The 19657-nt window shown below is 36.6% G+C and carries 22 protein-coding genes; 13 read left to right on the plus strand and 9 right to left on the minus strand.

The window, feature by feature from the left end:
* Positions 1-85 precede the first annotated feature (85 nt).
* Both FLEMA_RS73155 and ftsA read left to right on the plus strand, forming a co-directional pair.
* Entirely contained in the window at positions 86-856 is a 771-nt protein-coding gene (locus FLEMA_RS73155; RefSeq protein WP_081681373.1) for a cell division protein FtsQ/DivIB, read from the plus strand.
* 125 nt (positions 857-981) lie between these two features.
* Positions 982-2364 (plus strand): cell division protein FtsA, encoded by a 1383-nt coding sequence (ftsA, locus tag FLEMA_RS73160; RefSeq protein ID WP_044173227.1) that lies wholly within the window; start codon positions 982-984, stop codon positions 2362-2364.
* Positions 2365-2444: 80 nt separating this feature from the next.
* Here ftsA and FLEMA_RS0148220 read toward each other — a convergent pair whose 3' ends face one another.
* Entirely contained in the window at positions 2445-3830 is a 1386-nt protein-coding gene (locus FLEMA_RS0148220; protein WP_026997033.1) for a high affinity choline transporter 1, read from the minus strand.
* Positions 3831-3938: 108 nt separating this feature from the next.
* On the minus strand, positions 3939-4358 hold the full coding sequence (locus FLEMA_RS0148225; RefSeq protein ID WP_026997958.1) for a nucleoside-diphosphate kinase: 420 nt from the start codon (positions 4356-4358) through the stop codon (positions 3939-3941).
* Between the two features lie 335 nt (positions 4359-4693).
* Between FLEMA_RS0148225 and FLEMA_RS73165 the strand changes: the two genes are divergently transcribed.
* From FLEMA_RS73165 to FLEMA_RS73190, 6 genes are all read left to right on the plus strand, one after another.
* Complete coding sequence (locus tag FLEMA_RS73165) at positions 4694-5719, plus strand: DHH family phosphoesterase (protein ID WP_044173229.1); 1026 nt, start codon at positions 4694-4696, stop codon at positions 5717-5719.
* 46 nt (positions 5720-5765) lie between these two features.
* Positions 5766-6629, plus strand: a complete 864-nt coding sequence (locus FLEMA_RS73170) for an FKBP-type peptidyl-prolyl cis-trans isomerase (RefSeq protein ID WP_044173231.1) — start codon at positions 5766-5768, stop codon at positions 6627-6629.
* A gap of 257 nt (positions 6630-6886) precedes the next feature.
* Complete coding sequence (locus tag FLEMA_RS73175; protein ID WP_044173234.1) at positions 6887-7771, plus strand: FKBP-type peptidyl-prolyl cis-trans isomerase; 885 nt, start codon at positions 6887-6889, stop codon at positions 7769-7771.
* A gap of 85 nt (positions 7772-7856) precedes the next feature.
* Positions 7857-8747 carry an FKBP-type peptidyl-prolyl cis-trans isomerase gene (locus FLEMA_RS73180; RefSeq protein ID WP_044173236.1) on the plus strand — a complete coding sequence of 297 codons (891 nt, stop codon included), beginning with the start codon at positions 7857-7859 and terminating at the stop codon, positions 8745-8747.
* 66 nt (positions 8748-8813) lie between these two features.
* Positions 8814-9395: a non-canonical purine NTP diphosphatase gene (locus FLEMA_RS73185; protein WP_044173238.1), complete on the plus strand. Its 582-nt coding sequence runs from the start codon at positions 8814-8816 to the stop codon at positions 9393-9395.
* A gap of 256 nt (positions 9396-9651) precedes the next feature.
* A complete protein-coding gene (locus FLEMA_RS73190) occupies positions 9652-12210 on the plus strand; it encodes a DUF5686 and carboxypeptidase-like regulatory domain-containing protein (protein WP_044173240.1) in 2559 nt (852 codons plus the stop codon).
* Between the two features lie 299 nt (positions 12211-12509).
* Here the strand turns inward: FLEMA_RS73190 and FLEMA_RS0148445 are convergent, their stop codons facing one another.
* Genes FLEMA_RS0148445 through FLEMA_RS0148475 form a run of 7 tightly spaced genes read right to left on the minus strand, consistent with a single transcriptional unit; the run spans position 12510 to position 14114 of the window.
* Positions 12510-12692 carry a hypothetical protein gene (locus FLEMA_RS0148445; RefSeq protein ID WP_026997037.1) on the minus strand — a complete coding sequence of 61 codons (183 nt, stop codon included), beginning with the start codon at positions 12690-12692 and terminating at the stop codon, positions 12510-12512.
* A 54-nt stretch (positions 12693-12746) separates the two neighbouring features.
* Complete coding sequence (locus tag FLEMA_RS0148450) at positions 12747-12929, minus strand: hypothetical protein (protein WP_026997037.1); 183 nt, start codon at positions 12927-12929, stop codon at positions 12747-12749.
* 54 nt (positions 12930-12983) lie between these two features.
* Positions 12984-13166 carry a hypothetical protein gene (locus FLEMA_RS0148455; protein ID WP_026997037.1) on the minus strand — a complete coding sequence of 61 codons (183 nt, stop codon included), beginning with the start codon at positions 13164-13166 and terminating at the stop codon, positions 12984-12986.
* A 54-nt stretch (positions 13167-13220) separates the two neighbouring features.
* Positions 13221-13403 (minus strand): hypothetical protein, encoded by a 183-nt coding sequence (locus tag FLEMA_RS0148460; protein ID WP_026997037.1) that lies wholly within the window; start codon positions 13401-13403, stop codon positions 13221-13223.
* Positions 13404-13457: 54 nt separating this feature from the next.
* Positions 13458-13640 carry a hypothetical protein gene (locus tag FLEMA_RS0148465; RefSeq protein WP_026997037.1) on the minus strand — a complete coding sequence of 61 codons (183 nt, stop codon included), beginning with the start codon at positions 13638-13640 and terminating at the stop codon, positions 13458-13460.
* A gap of 54 nt (positions 13641-13694) precedes the next feature.
* Positions 13695-13877 (minus strand): hypothetical protein, encoded by a 183-nt coding sequence (locus FLEMA_RS0148470; protein WP_026997037.1) that lies wholly within the window; start codon positions 13875-13877, stop codon positions 13695-13697.
* 54 nt (positions 13878-13931) lie between these two features.
* Positions 13932-14114, minus strand: a complete 183-nt coding sequence (locus FLEMA_RS0148475) for a hypothetical protein (protein WP_026997037.1) — start codon at positions 14112-14114, stop codon at positions 13932-13934.
* Positions 14115-14292: 178 nt separating this feature from the next.
* On the opposite strand from FLEMA_RS0148475, the gene FLEMA_RS73195 reads away from it, so the two are divergent.
* The 5 genes from FLEMA_RS73195 (at position 14293) to FLEMA_RS73215 (ending at position 19526) form a co-directional block, all read left to right on the plus strand.
* Positions 14293-15432: a sensor histidine kinase gene (locus FLEMA_RS73195; protein WP_081681374.1), complete on the plus strand. Its 1140-nt coding sequence runs from the start codon at positions 14293-14295 to the stop codon at positions 15430-15432.
* A 1-nt stretch (position 15433) separates the two neighbouring features.
* Entirely contained in the window at positions 15434-16213 is a 780-nt protein-coding gene (locus FLEMA_RS73200) for a LytR/AlgR family response regulator transcription factor (RefSeq protein WP_052354225.1), read from the plus strand.
* A 286-nt stretch (positions 16214-16499) separates the two neighbouring features.
* Entirely contained in the window at positions 16500-17141 is a 642-nt protein-coding gene (gene plsY, locus FLEMA_RS73205; RefSeq protein ID WP_044173243.1) for a glycerol-3-phosphate 1-O-acyltransferase PlsY, read from the plus strand.
* A 160-nt stretch (positions 17142-17301) separates the two neighbouring features.
* A complete protein-coding gene (locus tag FLEMA_RS73210; protein ID WP_044173244.1) occupies positions 17302-18663 on the plus strand; it encodes a dipeptidase in 1362 nt (453 codons plus the stop codon).
* 17 nt (positions 18664-18680) lie between these two features.
* Positions 18681-19526 (plus strand): DUF1207 domain-containing protein, encoded by an 846-nt coding sequence (locus FLEMA_RS73215; RefSeq protein ID WP_052354226.1) that lies wholly within the window; start codon positions 18681-18683, stop codon positions 19524-19526.
* Positions 19527-19657: the final 131 nt, after the last annotated feature.

Raw genomic sequence — 19657 nt, forward strand, 5'->3', positions numbered from 1 at the left:
CTAATTTCGTGTAAATCTTATCATTGGTACACCCTATGTAGTATTTATTTAGCTATATTGGGCAGAATTCTAATCTTTCTTTGAGTTGCCACTAAAAGTAAATATCAAACGATTAATAGGTCTGATACTATCAGTTGTATTAGTGATTACGGCTATTTGGGTTGCCAATACAATTCATAGCAAGCAAAAATGTAAAAAGGTTAATGTAGTAATAGAAGGGGAAGGAAATCATCGCTTGCTAAAGCCTTACGAAATTAGTTCGGTGGTTGTTGGGGCACCTAGTGAAAGCCCCGAAGGCAAACCTTTTAATCGAATTAACTTTAAGAAAATAGAACAAAAAGTACTTAAAAATCCGCTTGTTAAGTCATGTCAAGTACATCGTGATTTAAGTGGAGATATGACAATATCAGTTCAAGAACATACGCCTATTGCCAGAGTTATCAATGCCAAAACGTCCAATCACCTACAAAATGATAATTATGTAGCAGAAGATGGAACGTTTATTGGTGTTTCACCACATTATACCGCTAGGGTTTTGTTGCTTTCGGGGGGCTATCTCGACAACAAGACATCTCTGCAAGATAGTAAAAGTAAATCGATTATAGACTTGGTGAAGTTTATTCGAGCCGACGATTTTTGGCGTGCTCAAATTGCCCAAATTATTATTGAAAAAGATGGTGGAATTACATTATTACCCGAAATAGGTAGCCATCTGATAGAGTTTGGTTTGGCAATAGACCTTGAAGTGAAATTTAAGAAAATAAAAATATTATATCAAGAGATTCTTCCAGTAAAAGGCTGGGAAACGTATAAAAAAATTAGTGTAAAATACAGGAATCAGATTGTTTGTGAATAGGGTTTTTCAGGGGAGACCACCATGTGCTGTACTTAGAACTAAAAATCATACAAATGAGTTTAGTGATATAGTATTATTACATATTTTAATTCTAATCTGAAAAGCCACTAAAACTTCTAAATCCCATGAGTGAGATTATTGTTGGATTGGACATAGGCAGCAAGCAGGTAAGCGTTGTAGCTGGTAGGCTCGACAACTTGGGAAAGTTGGAGATACTTGGTTTGGGTAAAGCCGATACCACGGGGCAGGTTTCTAAGGGGGTTGTCTTGAATGTGAATAAAACTATTGAGGCTGTCAGAAATGCTATTGAACAGGTAGAAGTACAGGCCAATATAGATATTCGTGGCGTAATAGCAAGTGTTGCAGGGCCCAATATTATTGGTACTAAACACAAGGCAATGATTACTCGTAACACCTCGGGCGAGGAGGTTACTGTAACTGATGTTGACCAAGTTGCGAGTGATGCCGAACGTACTTTTATTTCTCAAGGAAATTCTATTGTACATACGCTTCCTCAAGAATACGTGGTAGATTCAAGCACTGGTATTCAAGAACCTGTTGGTATTAGCGGCCTAAAACTGCAAGGTGATTTTCTTATGATAACATCACCTACTTTGGCATTGGACAAAACCAAGCGTTGTATCGAACGTGCCAAAGATAAAATGGAGATTGAAGGCGGATTAGTATTCTCGCCTTTGGCTGCTTCATTGGCAGTTTTATCAAACCAAGAAAAAAAGAGTGGCGTTGCCCTTGTCGACATTGGTAGTGGAACAACCGAAATTGTTATTTTTTACAAAAATATTGTTCGCTATATTTCGGTACTTCCTTTTGCTGGCGATATTATTTCGGCCGATATTGAGCAAGGTTGTAATGTGTCAAACGAACACGCCGAAGTCCTAAAAGTTAAGTTTGGTAATGCTCTTGCTTCTCAAGTACCATTTGAGGAAACTATTTCTATTCCTGGTATCAATGGCCGTAAACCGAAAGTTGTATCAGTCAAAAACTTGTCGATTATTATCGAAGAGCGCTTGAAAGAAATAGCTGCATTGGTTGTCGCCGAAATTAGCCGTTCGGGCTATGGCAATCGTTTATCTTGTGGTATTGTACTTACAGGTGGAAGTGTCCAAATGCCTAACATTTGTGAGCTGTTTGAACGTGTAACAGGTCGTGATGTAAGAATTGGATATCCAAACGAAAACCTCGGAAAAAGCCTTACCGAAGAAATCAAAAATCCTGTTTATGCTACCGCAGTAGGATTGGTTTGGAATGGTATTCGCTCTGTAGATGACCGTGAAGATAGCTATAAAGAGCTTCGCAAGTCTGCTCCTAAGGTATCTACAATCAGCCCAATACAACCTTCTACTAATGGACGACCTACAAAAAAAGAGGTTGAAAAAGATGATAGGGAAAAAGAAAAGAAAAATGGCGGTTGGGGTATTTTGAACGGATTGAAAAAAATAGGAACCAAATTACTTGGCGACGACCTCGGCGATTCTGATAAGTACTAATTATTATTTTACCCAAAGACAATCCTTACGAAGATATTTTAAACTATAAAAATCTTCTTTATAAAAAAGTCAGCGTATATCTATATTTTTTTGGTATAGATAGGAATGTACGAACCGACAAAAATAGCAATAAAACTTACCAATAAACCTACCAGCGAAGCTGGAATAATGGTTTCGTAAACAAAATTGCAGACAAACCATGTACCAAACCCCAATGTCATAGAGGCGATACAACCCAAGGCATTTGCTTTTTTCCAGTACAAACCTACTGTTAAAGGTACAAATAGTGAAACCAAACTAAAGGCCGATGATTCGCCCACTAGCTCGAAAATATTTTGTCGTGCAGTGGCCATCCAGATACTTGAGAAGGTTACTAGTACTACCGATACTCGTATAGTAAGTAATAGCTGCTGGTCGGTAATACGAGGAAAATGGGGCTTGACAAGGTTTTCGCCAATAACCGATGCAGGGGCGAGTATTGCACCACTGGTAGTACTGAGAACGGCTGAAATTAAAGCTCCAAAAAATAAAATTTGCATAAAGGTACTGGTATGCTCAATCACCATGTTTGGAATAATCATGCGTTGATCTTTAGCCATTAATTCTGGATGTAGATACTTGGCTATCAGTGCAATTAATAATGGAAGAAAGGCGACGCTAATATATAATACCCCTGCCGTAATCGATGATTTTACAGCAGTGTCTTCGTCTTTTGATGCCATTACTCGTTGAAAAATATCTTGTTGTGGAATAGACCCCAGTCCAACAGTAATCCATGCGGTAAAGTACTCGGCCGAACTGAGCCATGTAAATTCGTGTGGAATAGGTCTGAAAAAGCCTGTAGGTGTTTGTGCCAAAACAGGCTGAAGCCCTCCTGTTTTATTGACAAGAATAACCACCAAAATAACAAGCCCAATAATCAGTAATATATTATGAAAAAAGTCGGTAATCGATACCGACCACATACCACCCATAAGTGTATAGGTCATTACCAAAGCGGCACTTACCCAAATACCCGTAGCAAGTGGCCAGCCCAAAATAACTTCTAACACAGTACCCATGGCGATAAGCTGAGCTGCAATCCAGCCAAAATAAGAAGGAACCATCAATATAGCCGAAACGTATTCGGCCGCTCCTCCAAAACGAATTTTGAAATAATCACAAAAGGTAAGAATATTGAGCCTATAGAAAATTCGTGCATAAAATACCCCTACCAGAATCAGGCACAAGGCTGCACCAAAAGGTTCTTCTATTACGCCCAGAATACCATGATTGATAAATTCGGTAGGAGCTCCCATCATTGTTTCCGAGCCAAACCAAGTAGCAAAGGTTACCATCGACGACAAACCAAAAGATAGTCCTCTTCCTGCCAATACAAAATCTTCAGTACTTGAAATTTTCTTGGAAGCCCACCAGCCAATCAAAAGATTGATAGACAGGTAAATAGTAATAAAACCAATAAGCATTTTTGTGTTGGTTGGCTGCTATGGTGAATAGCGTAAAGTCATAAAAAAGTCAGCTCTAAATAAGAGCTGACCATACAAAAACAATTTCTAATAAAGAATATGTTTTACCTAAAACTGTTCTACAGTCGAGAAGAAAAATGCTCCTTCAATAGCCGCATTTTCATCTGAATCTGAGCCATGAATAGCATTGGCACTCATCGATTTTGCAAATAATTTACGAATTGTTCCTTCATCAGCTTTGCTAGGGTCGGTAGCACCAATCAATTTACGGAAATCAGCTACAGCATTTTCTTTTTCCAAAATCATAGGTACAATAGGGCCAGAAGACATATACTGACACAACTCGCCATAGAAAGGTCTTTCTGCATGAACCTCATAAAATTTTCCTGCAAGTTCTGGTGTTAGCAAAGTTTTTTTCAAGGCAATGATTTTAAAGCCTGCTTCTTCAATCAATTTGATAATTGCTCCTGAGTTACCATCTGCTACTGCATCAGGCTTTAGCATTGTGAATGTTCTGTTCGTTGCCATAAAATGGGTGTTGATTAAGTTTAATACAAAAATACAGGGGAATATGCCAAGTTCCAAGCTTTGTGTTTGGGAGAATAGCGTAAAATATAAGTAATATTTTTCTTATCAATAATCTACTAAATCTAATCATTACCACGCTTGTAGGGTATATCTCAAAAAAAACCAAGGGTAAAACGTGGTAGTTAAACACAACAATTTAACTAAATTAGTTGTAAAATAAGCTAATATTTTAAAAATCTGTACCCTATAAATTATAAACTGTAAACTATTGGCTAACTTTGTAACTTTGTAAATAAAAAACCCTAATTTTTCCCTTTGTAAAAGGAATTACTATAATGCAAAATTTTGAAGCCTTTCGTGAGATAATCGCTACTCCGCAAAAAATTGTGATTACCACTCACTTCAAACCCGATGCAGATGCACTAGGCTCTTCTTTAGGTTTGGCTGGGTACCTCAAGAAAAAAGGACATCAAGTACAGGTAATAACTCCTTCTGATTATCCCAAGTTTCTATTCTGGATGCAAGGGCATGAAGATGTTCTTAATTATGAGGACTTCAAGGTTCAGAGAAAAGCTAGCCAACTTATCGCCGATGCCGATATGATTTTTTGTTTAGACTTTTCGGCATTATCACGTATCGAGTCGATGGCCGATGTGGTTAGAAAGTCGAAAGCTACAAAAGTGATGATAGACCACCATATCAATCCAGAAAACTTTGCTACTTTTGTTTACCACGATGCTAAAGCCGCAGCTACGGCTCAATTAATATTTCAATTAATTGTTTTGCTAGGCGATAAACACCTAATTGATATTCCAATGGGCGAATGCCTTTATGCTGGTATCATGACCGACACAGGTTCGTTTAGGCACCCAAGTACAACCCCCGAAGTACACCGAATTGCTGCTGATATTATGGAAATAGGCGTTAATACCAATCGAGTACACCGCCGTATTTATGATAGTACTAGTTTGGATAGGCTCAAGTTTTTGGGATACGTTCTTTCCGAAAAAATGGTAGTTGTACCCGAATACCGAATCGTGTATTTTGTGGTAACGGCCGAAGAACTAAAACAGTTTAATTCGCAAACAGGCGATACCGAGGGGATAGTCAACTATGGGCTACAAATAGATGGAATTGTGATGTCAGTAATAATTGTTGACCGTCCTGAAGCCATCAAAATGTCGTTCCGTTCAGTTGAAGAATTTGCTGTTAATGGTTTGGCATCAAAACATTTTAGTGGTGGTGGCCATAAAAATGCAGCAGGAGGCAAAACTACAGGCTTGGGTGTAGAAGCTACGATTCAAAAATTATTGAATTTATTGCCCGAATATAAAAATGAGCTTTTGAGTGTACCTCGTTAACAATAAAGTGTTGAATCAAATTTAATATTAATAATAAACTAGAAAAATGTTTAAAAAACTCAGTGTAGTTATGTTGGCTGCCGGTTTGGTAGTAGCTTGTAACAAAAACCGTGTAGAGGTAATCGAGAACGTGAAAATCCAGATTCATAGCCATGATGAAAAGGCTAAGAAATTAAAAGATGGCGATATTATTACTTTTACTGCAAAAATTTATAACAGTGCAGATTCGTTGTTGCAAGAGTCACCTGCCTCAAACCCAGCACGTGCCATGGTTCAGCCAGCAGGTGCATCGGGGTTTAAAGGTAGCTTTGAAGATGGGCTAAGATTACTTTCTTTAGGAGACAGTGCAACCATTTTCGTTCCAGTAGACTCTTTATCAAAAGGAGCACATCAATTACCTCCATTTATCAAAAAAGGAACAGATTTAAAATACTCTGTTAAAATCGTAAAAGTACAATCTCGTGCCGAATTTGATAAAGATATGGCCGCTACTGCACAAAAAGAAAAAGTAGCAGCCGAAGAGCGTAAAGCAAAGCTTCCTGAATTGATTGCAGATTATATTAGTAAGTCTGGTAAAACATTCAAAACAACCGCTTCGGGCTTGTACTATTCTATTTCACAAGAAGGAACAGGGGCAAATCCTAAAAATGGCGATGTTTGTAAGTGTTTATATGTAGGAAAATTCTTAGACGGAAAAATCTTTGACCAAAGCAAACAACCTGTCGATATGCCAATCGGTCAGATGATTCCTGGCTTCAATGAAGCGCTAACACTATTGAAAAAAGGTGGAAAAGGTACTTTTGTGATTCCTCCTCAAATTGGTTATGGCGAGCAAGGTCAAGGCCCTATCCCAGCCAACTCAGCTTTAGTGTTTGAAGTGGAAGTAGTAGATTTCACTAAAGGAAACTAGGTTTTTCGGCCAATAGAATACCAGATGAAAGTGTAAGATGTATTGTAAAAATGCCTCTTACACTTTTGTCTGTTTTAGAAAGCACAACTTGTGGCTACAAGCCAAACCAAGCGAACTATTATTTAACAGTTTTTAACAAGCATTAGGTACTAGATAGTTGCAAATTTGCGTTCTAAAAAGTTAACTGTCTAATTTTAATCAGTAAAGGAATAATCCTAAACTAAATTAAGCAACCTAATAATCTGTAATTATCAATAATGATGAAGAAATTCAAAAGTCTGAATGTGCTAAGTGTACTTGGAATGATTGTAATACTTAGTTCTTGTCTTTCTAAAATTGCTTTGGAAGATGACAAAATACTCCAACAAAACGAAGTACAAATTCAAGAATACATTAAAGCCAAAAACTTGAGTGTAACTAAGGCTTCAAATGGTATTTATTATGCAGTAACCAAAGTAGATACCAATGGGCGAAAAATGATAGCAGGCGATACTGTTCGTGTACATTATGTGATTTCAAGATTAGATGGTGTAAAAATCGACAGTTCGAGTATAAGTACCAACAAGCCATTCAAATTTATTTATGGCCTAAGTACAAGTATTTTTACAAAACTATTACCATTGTTGCACGAAACTGAGCAAGGTACTTTTATTATACCTTCCAACTTGGCTTTAGGCTCACAGACTTTCCCAAACTTGCCTGCTAACTCACCAATTCGTTGTGATATTAGCTGGTTTAGAACTTACAGTGAAGAAGCTGATATTGACCGCTATGTTAGAAGTAACAAGCTTACAGTTACTGAAAAATATACCAATGGCCTTCGATATATCCGCTTGAAAGAAGTAACAGGCGACTATATGACATCGGGCAAAATTGCTAAAGTAAAATACACGGGCAAGTTATTGAACGGATTAGTCTTTGATTCTAATGTTGCCAAAACAGATTCGTTTAGTGTTACAATCGGTGGAACAAGTGGTATTATTACAGGTTTTCAAAGAGGTGTTGAACGAATGAAAGTAGGAGAAAAAGCAATGTTGATTTTTCCTTCTTCAATTGGTTATGGTACATCTGGTTCAGGGAAAATACCAGGCGAAACACCACTTGTATATGAAGTGGAAGTTTTGGCTGTAAAAGATAATTAAAACAATTATTTATCACAGCATAGCAAATCATTATGATTGTCGTAGTGGTTAGAATGCTATCAACAACCCCAATTTATTACTATTTATGAAAAAGTTTTTTTGGTTTTTTGCATTGAGTTTCGTTGTCCTTCTTACATCTTGCTTGTCGAATAATGATGTAGACCCTGCCGAAGCAGAAAAGTTAAAGGAGAATGAAGCAGCTGTCAAAAAGTACATCACCGACAACAGTTTAACGGTAAAACAAGATGCATCGGGTTTTTATTATAATATTGATGCCCTTAATCCTACCGCCAAGTCGCCTAAAGTTGGCGATTTAGTAACCATGGATTTTGTAATTAAAAAATTAACGGGTGAAGTTGTCGATAGCTCAAGAATCAACCAAAAAATTCCATACGCATATATTTTTGGGGTATATAATAATTTGTTTAACTACCCTATTAATCTAATGAAAGAAGGCGACAAGGGTATCTTCTTGTTTCCTCAATTAGTATCGAAAGGCGACCCTGTTAAAATTGAAATTTCTTTGATTTCATCATTGGGCGAAGATGACAATATCAATAAATATATTGGTACAAATTATCCAACAACCAATTTTTTCAAATCAAGCACAGGGCTTCGTTATGCTATTACAACCGAAAACCCATCGGGAACGGCTTTACTCAATGGCAAAACAGTAACACTCAAATACACAGGTCGTTTGTTGTTTGATGTAAGAAAAACAGATACTAATAACAAACTTTACTACGATTCTAAGTTTGATGAAGGAACAATCTCATTCACTTTAGGTGCAAGTCAAGTTGTACCGGGCTTTGAAGAGGCTGTTTCAAAACTAAAAGTCGGCGAAAAAGGTATCGGAATATTCCCATCCACTTTGGGGTATTCTACTTCTGGTAGTTATAACCAAGCTACCGGAAATTATGTAATTCCTCCTTATGCTTCATTATTATTTGAAATGGAAGTTACAGCCGTAAAATAAGAAATATACTATTGATATTATAGAGCCTTCTCCTTTGGGAGAGGGCTTTTTAAATGAATAAATACAATGAAAAAACTATGTTTTGCTACCAACAATGCTCATAAGCTCAAAGAAATTCAGGCTATGCTAGGCGATCAGTTTGAACTGATTTCTCTTGAACAAACAGGTTGTAAAGAAGAACTTCCCGAAACTGGCGATACCCTAGAAGCTAATTCGGATGAAAAGGCCAGCTATCTTTATGATCATTATGGTGTAGATTGCTTTGCTGATGACACAGGGTTAGAAGTAGAAGCTCTTAATGGAGAACCCGGTGTGTATTCGGCAAGGTATGCTGGCGAACATCGTAACAGTGCCGATAATATGCAATTATTGCTTACCAAACTCAAAAACCAAGAAAACCGTTCTGCCCAGTTTCGTACAGTTATTACACTTATACTAGGTGCAGAAAAATATCAATTTGAGGGTATTGTAAAAGGGACAATTATAGACGACCAGCGAGGAGGCGAAGGCTTTGGCTACGACCCTATTTTTGTGCCAGAAGGCCATAATCGTACGTTTGCCGAGATGTCCTTGGCCGAAAAAGGCGAAATGTCGCACCGTGCAAGGGCTTTCAAAAAATTGATTGATTTTTTACAAACCATTCGTTAGAAAGTAGAGTATTTACTATTCGGGGTAATTTTTTTGATAATAGTTTTCTATTAAATCTATAGAATAAATAGGTATTGTATTTCAATAATCAGCTATCTAGTTGTGTTTAAGCTTTGAATATCATAGCTTTGTAAATATTTACCACAAATTTTATAATAATATAATAGGGTATTATTAGCATAGATTGTCTTGATAAAAAAATTGTAATCACCTTTTATGCTAACAATATTGTATTTACAAATCACTTGAAAAATAAATGTTTACAAAAACGCTCTTTAGACTTTACCCATTAATTCTATTTTTCTTCTTCCAATCGCTAAGTAGCCATGCACAGTTTGTTATTACTGGGCGTGTTACCGATGCAAAAAATGGCGACCCTCTGCCATTTGCTACTGTAGGTATTCAAGGTAAAAATATTGGTGCTCAAACCAACTTTGAAGGTGTATTTACTATTAGAGCAAAAGTCCTTGGCGATTCGCTGTATGTGAGTACGATAGGCTACAAAACCCGAAAGAAGGCTCTTGATAAAAATGCCCCTTCACAAACACTAGATTTTCAGCTTACTCCCGAGGCCAAATCCTTAGATGAGGTGATTGTATATTCTGGCGAAAATCCTGCTTTTAAAATTCTAAGAAAATTACGAGAAAACAGTGCCACCAATGACCGAAAAAGGCTAAGTGCTTATGAATATGATTCATATTCAAAAATGGAACTGGATGTTGATAATATCTCAGAGAAATTTAAGGAAAAGAAAGTCATGAAGCAGATTCAAGGAGCTATTGCTAAATTTGAGAAAATAGCAGGTGAAGATGGCAAAGCTGTAATTCCTACTTTTATTTCAGAAACCATTTCAAAATATTATTATCGTGAAAGCCCATCACGAAAAAAAGAGATGGTGCTTAAGAATAATGTAAAAGGTGTTGGCGTAAAGGAAGGTGGCTTTGTATCACAGTTGGTTGGAGGTAATTTGTTTGCTAATTATAACTTCTACAATAGCTATGTTCCTTTTTTGGGCAAAGATATTATTTCGCCTATCGGCGAAAACTGGAAAGGTACTTACAAATGGTTTTTGTCCGATACCACCGATATAGATGGACACGTATGTTACGGACTGGAATTTGACCCTAAAAACGACAAAGATTTGGTATTTGTAGGTAAGGCCTATATCGACACTACATCGTTTGCTTTGGTGCAAATAGACGCTACTGTGGGCAAAGAAGCTAATATCAACTTTATTGATAAAATCAAGATTTCACAAGAATTAGAACAAACGGCAGAAGGTGCTTGGTTACCAGCCAAAACACGATTCTTAGTGGATATTGCCGAGCTTTCGAAAAATTCGGCAGGGATGCTCCTGAAAATGTATATTTCTAATAGAAACTTTGTCGTAAATAAGCCTAAAGAGCTATCTTTCTATGATTTGCCAATAGAAGTGGCAGACGATGCCAAGGAAACAGACCCTAAATTTTGGCAAGAAGCAAGACACGACCCGTTGAGTCCACAAGATTTATTGGCATCGAAACTAATAGATACCGTACGAAATGTGCCAATTGTAAAAACATACGTAGAAATTGCCGAAATCATAGCCAGTGGCTACAAGCGATTTGATGGTATTGAAATAGGCCCTTACCTCTATTCATTTGCTTTTAATAGAATAGAAGGAATGCGTTTGCGTATGGGCTTTAGAACCAACGCTGGTTTTAGCAAGCAATGGGTGTTGAAGGGTTTTGCGGGTATTGGTACAAGAGATTTGAAATTAAAGTATGGTGGCGAAGTAGATTATATATTCTCGCGTCGTCATTGGACTGTAGCTGGCCTGCGTCATACCTACGACTTAGAGCGTATAGGCTTGACTCCTGAGTTGATTGCCGATAACAAAATATTTTATGCTTTTACTCGTTGGGGTAATTATTTTGGGGCATTTTATCGCCGAGAAAATGAGCTTTTTTTCAAGACAGAACCCGTAAAAGGTATTACGCTGTCGGCATCAATAACACAACGAAACTTTGACCCTCTCTTTAAGTTTCAGTACAGAACTCAACCCGACTTAGAACATGCGTCACCCTCAAAGGACTTCTATGATGATACCTTTCTAACTTTGGAAGCACGAATTACCAAAAATGAAACTTATATTATGGATGGCAACGAGCGAATCACACTTGATACCAAACGTGTTCCTGTAGTAACGCTTGCTTATCAGCGTGGGCTTAAAGGGTTTTTGAATGGTGATTTTAACTATGACCGTTTTACTGCAAAGGTGTTTCAAACGTTCCGTTTGGGTACACTAGGCCGTTCAACGTATATTTTACAAGCAGGATATACGCCCTCAAATTTGCCAGCACCGTTATTATTCCCGCATCTAGGTAACCAAACTTTTTTCTTTAATAGAGCTGCGTTTAATACGATGCACTACTTTGAGTTTGTGAGCGATAAATACGCATCGTTACAGTATACGCATAATTTTGAAGGGTTGTTCTTTAATAGAATTCCCGCTATTCGTCAATTAAAATGGCGTTTTCTTACTTCTGCCAATATTCTTTATGGAAGCCAAAGAAAAGAAAATCTTAAATTAATGGAAGATGCCATACCTGTATTTAACCCTCGTCATAAAGATGGTGAGCTAGAACCACGATACAATTTCTCTGCTCTTGATCCTTCAATACCTTATGTTGAGGTAGGTTATGGAATTGATAATATCCTGAAAATTTTGCGAGTTCAAGCTTTCCATCGTTTAACTTACCTTGACCACGCTGCACCAGATGGGCGTCGTCCAGCCAAATTTGCGATTAAAGCTTCTGTTCACTTCTCGTTTTAATAGCGTATTATTTCATAAAATGCTCCTATTTATCTTTGTCTTGGCAAAGGTAATGGGAGTTTTTTCATTTTATAGGAAAACATAACTGCAAAAAGCCACTAAGAATATATTATTTCAAAGTTAAAATGCTGTCAAAATTGAAATTGTCGGTATTCAAGTATAGTTTTTTTCCGATAAGGTGTTTACTTTGTAACGTATGTCCGCCAAAAAATAGGAGTTAACGAAATAGAAGTACTACTCAAGATAGAATAATATTTACTCTGTTACATATACGTGTAAGAATTTCCCTACTCTACAAATCAAATATTTGAAATAATCGAAGCAGTATATTCAGCATTAAAATTTGAAATAATCGAGGCCGTGTATTCAGCATTGAAGTTTGAAATAATCGAAGCAGTGTAGTTAGCGTTGGGATTGTTGTTGAATTTAGCAACTGTCGATTTGTTGATATTCAATTTAGCGATGTTCTGAGCGTTTTTCATGTTGTTTATCTTTTAAGGGCTGTTGTGTGTGATATATGATTGAACTGTCTTCGATTAGATATTAGAAATGATAGAGGCTGTATATTCAGCATTAAAATTTGAAATAATCGAGGCCGTGTATTCAGCATTGAAGTTTGAAATAATCGAAGCAGTGTAGTTAGCGTTGGGGTTGTTGTTGAATTTAGCAACTGTCGATTTGTTGATATTCAATTTGGCGATGTTTTGAGCGTTTTTCATGTTGTTTATCTTTTAAGGGCTGTTGTGTGTGATATATGATTGAACTGTCTTCGATTAGATATTAGAAATGATAGAGGCTGTGTATTCAGCATTAAAATTTGAAATAATCGAGGCCGTGTATTCAGCATTGAAGTTTGAAATAATCGAAGCAGTGTAATTAGCGTTGGGATTGTTGTTGAATTTAGCAACTGTCGATTTGTTGATATTCAATTTAGCGATGTTCTGAGCGTTTTTCATGTTGTTTATCTTTTAAGGGCTGTTGTGTGTGATATATGATTGAACTGTCTTCGATTAGATATTAGAAATGATAGAGGCTGTATATTCAGCATTAAAATTTGAAATAATCGAGGCCGTGTATTCAGCATTGAAGTTTGAAATAATCGAAGCAGTGTAGTTAGCGTTGGGATTGTTGTTGAATTTAGCAACTGTCGATTTGTTGATATTCAATTTAGCGATGTTCTGAGCGTTTTTCATGTTGTTTATCTTTTAAGGGCTGTGTTGTGTGATATATGATTGAACTGTCTTCGATTAGATATTAGAAATGATAGAGGCTGTATATTCAGCATTAAAATTTGAAATAATCGAGGCCGTGTATTCAGCATTGAAGTTTGAAATAATCGAAGCAGTGTAGTTAGCGTTGGGGTTGTTGTTGAATTTAGCAACTGTCGATTTGTTGATATTCAATTTAGCGATGTTTTGAGCGTTTTTCATGTTGTTTATCTTTTAAGGGCTGTTGTGTGTGATATATGATTGAACTGTCTTCGATTAGATATTAGAAATGATAGAGGCTGTGTATTCAGCATTAAAATTTGAAATAATCGAAGCCGTGTATTCAGCATTGAAGTTTGAAATAATCGAAGCAGTGTAATTAGCGTTGGGGTTGTTGTTGAATTTAGCAACTGTCGATTTGTTGATATTCAATTTAGCGATGTTTTGAGCGTTTTTCATGTTGTTTATCTTTTAAGGGCTGTTGTGTGTGATATATGATCGAACTGTCTTCGATTAGATATTAGAAATGATAGAGGCTGTGTATTCAGCATTAAAATTTGAAATAATCGAGGCCGTGTATTCAGCATTGAAGTTTGAAATAATCGAAGCAGTGTAGTTAGCGTTGGGGTTGTTGTTGAATTTAGCAACTGTCGATTTGTTGATATTCAATTTAGCGATGTTCTGAGCGTTTTTCATGTTGTTTATCTTTTATAATGTTGTTGTATCTGTCTAGTTATTAGCTTCTTGCGAAGTGATGATACAAAGTTGTGCAAAAGAATTAGCTGTTATTATTTTATCGGATTAATCAGTTTATTGTCTGTCCGAATAGGAATATTGTCTGTTTTAAAAATTTAATTTTCAATAAAAAAAGTGTATGACTGAAAATAAGATGAATGTTGAAGTAGCATTAAAATCCGACTCTAGGCATATAGGGAGACATGTAATTATTTGGGTGTTGTACACAATCTATTTTAGCTTGTTACTTCACTTTTTTTATGGCGAGCCAATCAATATACAGTTTATTGTGTTGTCGATTGTGTATAGGATAGCGGATGCAATGCTTTTTTACGGCAATGCTTTTTTTATTTTACCTAGATATTTTACAACTAAAAAAATTTTTCAGTTTATTCTATCATTTTCAGTGTTGTTACTTCTATATTTTTTATATAGGCTAATCGCCGAGAAATATGTTAGTGGAGTATTGCTAGGGTTAGAGAAAGATAAACTACTTGACATCAAGCAGATGTTATCGCTAACAATATTTAATGCCAACACCTATATTATGTTTAGTTTTGGGTATTACTATGCTGTAAAATCTATTAAGCAACAAATAGAAATAGCCCAAAAAGAAATTGCAATTGCAGAAAAAGATGCAGAAATTGCAAGGCAAGATGCAGAGCTGGCAATTTTGGCAAAAGAAAAAACATTGGCAGAAATGGCCTTTCTACGAGCCCAAATCAATCCACATTTTATGTACAATACCCTCAATATGTTGTACAGTAAAGTAAGGGGAGCATCAAAAGAAGCAGGTAATATTATTTTGACTTTTGCCGAGATGATGCGTTATGCCACCAGTACCCGTATGCAACAAGATACGGTAGATTTGGAAGGCGAGTTGGATTTTGTCAAGCAGTATTTAGAACTCCAAAAGCAACGATTCAGTAATAATATTTTTATTGATTTTGAAGAATCAGGAGATTTTAGTTGTTACCGGATTATGCCAATGGTATTAATTACTATTATAGAAAATAGTTTTAAGCATGGCGAGCTGAGCGAACCCGAATACCCTCTACAAATTAGGGCTATTATTGAAGATGATGTATTGACCTTTTCGACATGGAACTTAAAGCGAAAAGACGAAAATCCTATTACAGACAAAGGTCAAACTGGAATTGGTATGGATAATATCAAAAAACGCTTGAAAGTAGTACATGGCGATGCCCAAGAAATTTGCGTTATTGATGATAAGGATGATTATGCTGTTATATTTACCTTAAATTTTAACCCTAAATGATATGATTAACTGTGTCGCAGTAGATGATGAACAATCTGCTTTAGATATTGTGGTGGATTATATTAATGATACGCCATTTCTTAATTTAGTTGCCGCCACGACCAATCCAATGGAAGCTGTAGGCATATTGCAATCTAAAGAAGTGGATTTGGTGTTCGCTGATATTCAAATGCCCCGAATGAACGGAATGAACCTTGTGAGCCTTTTTGATGGAAGGGTTAAATTTATCATGACTACAGGGTATCAGGAATACGCCCTCAAGAGCTTTGAATATGGGGTTTTAGATTATTTGGTTAAACCATTTTCGTATCAAAGATTTTTGAAGGCTGTTAATAAAATGCCTTTCCACATGACTTTGGTTGATGAAGCCAAAACGCCAGTACAAGAAGCTGCTCCTGTAAAAAGAGAAGAGTTTATTTTTGTAAAAGTGGATGTAAAAGGCAAATTTCATAAAGTCTTGTTCAAAGATGTAGTTTATATGGAAGCCCAAAAGAACTATGCTTCTATATATATGAAAGACGAGAGAATATCTACCAACTTAACGTTATCTGATTTAGAAAAGCGTTTACCTTCCGACCGCTTCATGCGTGTACACCGCTCATATATAATTTCGATGGAAAAAATTACAGGTATCGAAGGCGACGAAGTACTGCTCGACAAAGTCGTAAGAATTCCGATTGGAGATACCTATTCCGACGATTTTACGAAGGTTATAGAGGGCAGTATTTTCTTTAAAGATAAAGACAGTGCTACCTTAATAGATAAGCGATTGACCAACTAATTTACCCATAAAAAAGACTTTTTGAAGCCGTATTTTGTAAAAAACTACGGCTTTTTTCGTGGAAATTACATGAAATTTAGCATTTACAATGAACACGTTGTATTATTTTAAGAACTTTTATTGCATAATAGGTTTTGCTCAAAGTTTCCTTTATTTTTGTTTATACTGTGTTAAAACATATAGATGATAATATTTTGAAAATTTAGTAGCCCTTTCAAATGTCATATTACCAATACGTTTTAATATAAAGAAGGAAATAAAGTTATAATTGATTTATCCCCGTAAGATGTTAACCCTACTCATTTTTGCTTGTGCAGTTGTTGCTTATTTACTTGGCTCTATTCCTACCGCAATCTGGTACGGAGAAGCGTATTTTGGACTCGATATTCGTAAACATGGCAGTGGAAACGCAGGAGCTACAAACACATTTAGGGTTTTGGGCAAAAGAGCAGGAACTGTAGTATTGCTTATTGATGCAATCAAGGGTTGGATTTCTACCTCATTGGCTTTGATGCTTTATTATGGCCACTTTGTAGAATGGAACGATTGTCAAACACTTAAATTGGTATTTGGGTTTGCAGCAGTAATTGGACATATTTTTCCTGTATTTTCTAATTTTAAAGGAGGAAAAGGTGTTGCTACTTTATTGGGTATGGTGATGTCGGTACATCCAGAAGCCGCTTTGGTTTGTATGGTAATATTCTTTGTTGTATTTGTGTCATTTCACTATGTATCGCTTGGTGCTATTATTGCTTCTTTGGCTTTTCCAGTGTTATTGTTGCTTCGTACTTTTGGCAAAGAAAATGATTTGGTAATTATCTTTGGATTTCTCTTATTCTTGATGATTGTGATTACCCACAGAAAGAATATTGTTCGCTTGATGAGAGGTCAAGAAAATAGAATTTATCTAAGGAAAAAGAAAGATTAATGTTTGTATCAGTAATTAATTACTGATGTGTTGGTTTTGTAGGTAATATCATCATCCTTCAAGCATCGTTTCAATGATAACTCCATAATAACTTATTATATTTGCACCTCCAATTACCTGCGTAATTGGAGGTATTTTTTTGAATTCAATCATCAACGTTATGCAAGGCTACATAGAGCAAAATAAAGACAAGTTTCTCTCAGAACTTCTTGATTTATTGAGAATTCCATCGGTAAGTGCCGATACCAAATTTAAAGACGATGTACGTAGGGCTGCCGAATTTGTAGCCGACAAAATAAAAGAAGCGGGTGCTGATTTTGTTGAAATATGCGAAACAGCTGGGCATCCTATTGTATTTGGACAAAAAATCTTGGATAAAGCTCTTCCAACTGTATTGGTATATGGTCATTACGACGTTCAGCCAGCTGACCCTTACGAATTATGGGATTCGCCTCCGTTCGAGCCTGTTGTAAAAGACGGTAAAATTTACGCCCGTGGTTCATGCGATGACAAGGGCCAATTCTATATGCACATCAAAGCATTTGAAACTATGATGGCTACCAATTCTTTGCCTTGCAATATCAAGTTTATGATTGAAGGGGAAGAAGAAATCGGTTCTGATAATTTGGGTATTTTTGTGAAAGCCAATAAAGAACGTTTGAATGCCGATGTAATCTTGATTTCGGATACCGCTATTATTGCCAATGATATTCCTTCGATAGATGTGGGCTTGCGTGGATTAAGCTACTTGGAAGTAGAAGTAACGGGCTCAAACCGTGACTTACATTCGGGCGTGTATGGTGGTGCTGTAGCCAACCCAATCAATGTTTTGAGTAAAATGATTGCTTCGTTGCACGACGAAAATAACCATATTACAATTCCAACATTCTATGACGATGTAGTTGATTTGACGGCCGAAGAAAGAGCCGCAATGGCTTTGACTCCTTTTAATTTAGAAGCCTACAAGGCCGACTTGGGAATCGACGAGGTAATGGGAGAAACAGGTTATACTACTTTAGAAAGAGCCTCTATTCGCCCAACTTTAGATGTTAATGGTATCTGGGGTGGGTATATTGGCGAAGGTGCTAAAACCGTGCTTCCTTCAAAGGCTTATGCCAAAATCTCGATGCGTTTAGTACCTAATCAGCAATCAGATAAAATTACGGCTTTATTTACCAGATATTTTGAATCAATCGCTCCTGCTGGTGTACAAGTAAAAGTACGTCCGCATCATGGTGGCGAGCCTTATGTTACTCCAACCGACTCTATCGAATACCGTGCTGCTGAAAAAGCAATGGAAGAAGCATTTGGCAAAAAACCAGTGCCAACCAGAGGAGGAGGAAGTATTCCGATTGTAGCGTTGTTTGAAAAAGAATTAGGTCGTAAAACAATCTTAATGGGCTTTGGCTTAGACACCGATGCCATTCACTCGCCAAACGAACATTATGGCTTATTCAATTTCTATAAAGGCATAGAAACAATTCCATTATTTTTCAAATATTATGCCTTAGCCTGTCAATAAACAAATAAAGCATTACAATGAAAAGAAGTTTATTGGCATTATTTGTGATGCTTTTGTTGAGCTGTATGGCAAAGGCTCAAACAACAACCCTATGGTTTCCTGAAGGACACTTGTTTGAAACCATTATGCTCGACCCGCTTGAAGCACAAAATAGTGCCAGTTTACTGAAAAACTCAAATGGGAAACTTACTCATAATGGCTTGTATGCTCCATTTTCAATAGGGGCAAAGAAGGCGTTTATTAGGTGGAAAACTCCCAACTCAAGTCGGATGTCGGAATTGAGCTTAGACATAGTCGCATTCACACAGTTCGAGCTATATCAGGAAGCCTCAGCCATGCGGCGAAGAATGCTTAATGTAGATTATCGGGTAGGTTTGATTTATGCCATTAAAAAAGAAAATCATATCACCAGAATTCGTTTGTATCACATATCGTCGCACCTTGGCGACGACTACATGATAAGCCGAGGTATTACTAGCTTTTTTGACAATAAAGTCAACTACGAGCAAGTAGATATACTTCACGCTATTCAGCAGGGTAGTATAAGGTATTATGGAGGCATAGGTGTAGGATTACGACCATTTGGCGAGCGTAAGCCTTTGAGTTTGCAGGGAGGAATATTCTTTAAAGACCATAAGGCTACTTCAAAAAACATACGAATGATTGCTGGGCTTGATATGAAACTTTTTCAACAAACAGATTTTGTTCCTAACCTAAAAATGGCTTGGGGATATGAATTTGGGAATATTACCAATGCAATTAGCATTGTTTTGGAAGGATACACAGGTAAATTACCCTATAGCCCATTAGAACAAGAAAATATTACTTGGGGTGGATTAGGAATGTACTTCAAGCCTTTTTAGTGAACCTAAGTAGTCGTGCAAAATAAGGTTAGAATTTTGATTTTAATAATTGTCTGATAATTAATTGTTTCGTCTCAAAACTCAGCATTCGTCATAAAGCATTCTTACTTATTGTATCTAAAATGCTCAAT

This window comes from Flectobacillus major DSM 103, assembly GCF_000427405.1.
In the GTDB taxonomy this organism is placed as follows: domain Bacteria; phylum Bacteroidota; class Bacteroidia; order Cytophagales; family Spirosomataceae; genus Flectobacillus; species Flectobacillus major.

Coding starts and splice junctions, on each gene's coding strand:
- ftsA (WP_044173227.1), top strand. CDS start 982: ATGAGTGAGATTATTGTTGGATTGGACATAGGCAGCAAGCAGGTAAGC.
- FLEMA_RS0148220 (WP_026997033.1), bottom strand. CDS start 3,830: ATGCTTATTGGTTTTATTACTATTTACCTGTCTATCAATCTTTTGATT.
- FLEMA_RS0148225 (WP_026997958.1), bottom strand. CDS start 4,358: ATGGCAACGAACAGAACATTCACAATGCTAAAGCCTGATGCAGTAGCA.
- FLEMA_RS73165 (WP_044173229.1), top strand. CDS start 4,694: ATGCAAAATTTTGAAGCCTTTCGTGAGATAATCGCTACTCCGCAAAAA.
- FLEMA_RS73170 (WP_044173231.1), top strand. CDS start 5,766: ATGTTTAAAAAACTCAGTGTAGTTATGTTGGCTGCCGGTTTGGTAGTA.
- FLEMA_RS73175 (WP_044173234.1), top strand. CDS start 6,887: ATGATGAAGAAATTCAAAAGTCTGAATGTGCTAAGTGTACTTGGAATG.
- FLEMA_RS73180 (WP_044173236.1), top strand. CDS start 7,857: ATGAAAAAGTTTTTTTGGTTTTTTGCATTGAGTTTCGTTGTCCTTCTT.
- FLEMA_RS73185 (WP_044173238.1), top strand. CDS start 8,814: ATGAAAAAACTATGTTTTGCTACCAACAATGCTCATAAGCTCAAAGAA.
- FLEMA_RS73190 (WP_044173240.1), top strand. CDS start 9,652: ATGTTTACAAAAACGCTCTTTAGACTTTACCCATTAATTCTATTTTTC.
- FLEMA_RS0148445 (WP_026997037.1), bottom strand. CDS start 12,692: ATGAAAAACGCTCAGAACATCGCTAAATTGAATATCAACAAATCGACA.
- FLEMA_RS0148450 (WP_026997037.1), bottom strand. CDS start 12,929: ATGAAAAACGCTCAAAACATCGCCAAATTGAATATCAACAAATCGACA.
- FLEMA_RS0148455 (WP_026997037.1), bottom strand. CDS start 13,166: ATGAAAAACGCTCAGAACATCGCTAAATTGAATATCAACAAATCGACA.
- FLEMA_RS0148460 (WP_026997037.1), bottom strand. CDS start 13,403: ATGAAAAACGCTCAGAACATCGCTAAATTGAATATCAACAAATCGACA.
- FLEMA_RS0148465 (WP_026997037.1), bottom strand. CDS start 13,640: ATGAAAAACGCTCAAAACATCGCTAAATTGAATATCAACAAATCGACA.
- FLEMA_RS0148470 (WP_026997037.1), bottom strand. CDS start 13,877: ATGAAAAACGCTCAAAACATCGCTAAATTGAATATCAACAAATCGACA.
- FLEMA_RS0148475 (WP_026997037.1), bottom strand. CDS start 14,114: ATGAAAAACGCTCAGAACATCGCTAAATTGAATATCAACAAATCGACA.
- FLEMA_RS73195 (WP_081681374.1), top strand. CDS start 14,293: ATGACTGAAAATAAGATGAATGTTGAAGTAGCATTAAAATCCGACTCT.
- FLEMA_RS73200 (WP_052354225.1), top strand. CDS start 15,434: ATGATTAACTGTGTCGCAGTAGATGATGAACAATCTGCTTTAGATATT.
- plsY (WP_044173243.1), top strand. CDS start 16,500: ATGTTAACCCTACTCATTTTTGCTTGTGCAGTTGTTGCTTATTTACTT.
- FLEMA_RS73210 (WP_044173244.1), top strand. CDS start 17,302: ATGCAAGGCTACATAGAGCAAAATAAAGACAAGTTTCTCTCAGAACTT.
- FLEMA_RS73215 (WP_052354226.1), top strand. CDS start 18,681: ATGAAAAGAAGTTTATTGGCATTATTTGTGATGCTTTTGTTGAGCTGT.